The following is a 1,287-nucleotide window of genomic DNA, read 5'->3' as shown; positions in this document are numbered from 1 at the left end:
GATGTCGCATGAATGCCTCCGCTGCACTAATCCCGGTTGATACCTCTTCTCTGCCCGAATACCCGATCTCATCATCGGTGCGGCTGGACAGTCACGGCTTCGTCGCCTGGGAGTTCCGCCGCTATCTGAACAGCGAATTGCGTTGGAATGCGACCCATGAGGTCAAGGGCCTGTGGTTCGAGCTGGTGCAGCTGGCACACGAACAGACGCCGGTTGGAACACTGCCCTCAGATACCACCCGGCTGGCCCGCATGGTGCAGCCATCGATCGACAAGATCACCTTCGACGCGCTGGTCAACAGGCCCTTTGGTGCCCTGCATGGCTGGACGAAATGCGTGTGCGATGACGGATCCGTGCGCCTGATGCATCACACCGTCACTCGCGTGGCAATCGAGGCATTGAGCCGCAAGGAATTGAACGCTGCGCGCACCGATGGCGCCTCGACCCAGAAGCGGTTGATCCGCCTGGCTGAGACACTGGCCGGGATCGCGCCCGGTATCGCCATGGAGCCCGCGCAAGTGCGCTGGATCGATGCCCACATTCGCGAATCCATGGACCGCGACGGAAACAAGAAACGCACCGGGGAACAGCTGCACGGTGCGGTTCAGGCCTGCATCGGCAAGATCAGTGCCGGGTTCTTCCGCAAATCCCACAAAGAATAGCCGTCTGTCTGAAAGTGTCCGCTGACAGATACGGACATGTCCAGACACATAGCCAGACATACGGCAGACATTTGCGCCTTATCTGTCCGCTACCACAGGAAAAGACATGACAAGAAAAGACAGTATTGGCGCGCCAGACACAAACGTCCGGAGAGATGGAAACCGGGAAGGGCTGAGAAGGAAGGAATGGGGCAGTGAACGAACAGGAACAGAAGGCAGGCGAGGCCCGGGTTCGGGAGCATCTGATCGAAACTCTGGAACGGATGGGCCTGACCCGACCGGGCAGCATTAAGGCCGCAGCGTTCGAGGCAATGCAGCACGAAATCTGCAAGCGGCTGGCCTATATGACCGTCGATGGTCTGGGCGCGCTGGCCGAGGATATGGCAGGGCGGGGCGGCGGCAAAGAGCGGGACCGTTTCCCTCTGGCCGTGCGGATTCTGGAACGGGCGCTGATCATCGAAAAGCCGCCCGGAGACGATGCCGGTCCTTTGGTGCGCAAAGTGTTCGCCAGTCGGATCGGCCAATCGTCGATCGAAAGCGGATGGGCGCCTGAACTGATGGGCTGGGTCACCACCGAATGGAAGTGGCCCGGCGACTATGTGGTCAGCAAGATCTCCGAAGGTGC

The 1,287-nt window shown here is 60.2% G+C and carries 2 protein-coding genes; both read left to right on the top strand.

What is annotated here, in order from left to right; genetic code table 11:
- A partial coding sequence (locus FQ320_RS25225) for a hypothetical protein (protein ID WP_370513112.1) occupies positions 1-662 on the top strand: 662 nt, incomplete at its 5' end.
- 194 nt (positions 663-856) lie between these two features.
- On the top strand, positions 857-1,287 hold a 431-nt coding region (locus FQ320_RS25220), incomplete at its 3' end, for a hypothetical protein (RefSeq protein WP_148475998.1).

Origin of the sequence: Oceaniovalibus sp. ACAM 378 (assembly GCF_008085915.1) — a bacterium.
Lineage (GTDB): Bacteria > Pseudomonadota > Alphaproteobacteria > Rhodobacterales > Rhodobacteraceae > Oceaniglobus.
Note: the sequence above shows the minus strand (reverse complement) of the source record. Positions and strands in the feature narration are given on the sequence as shown.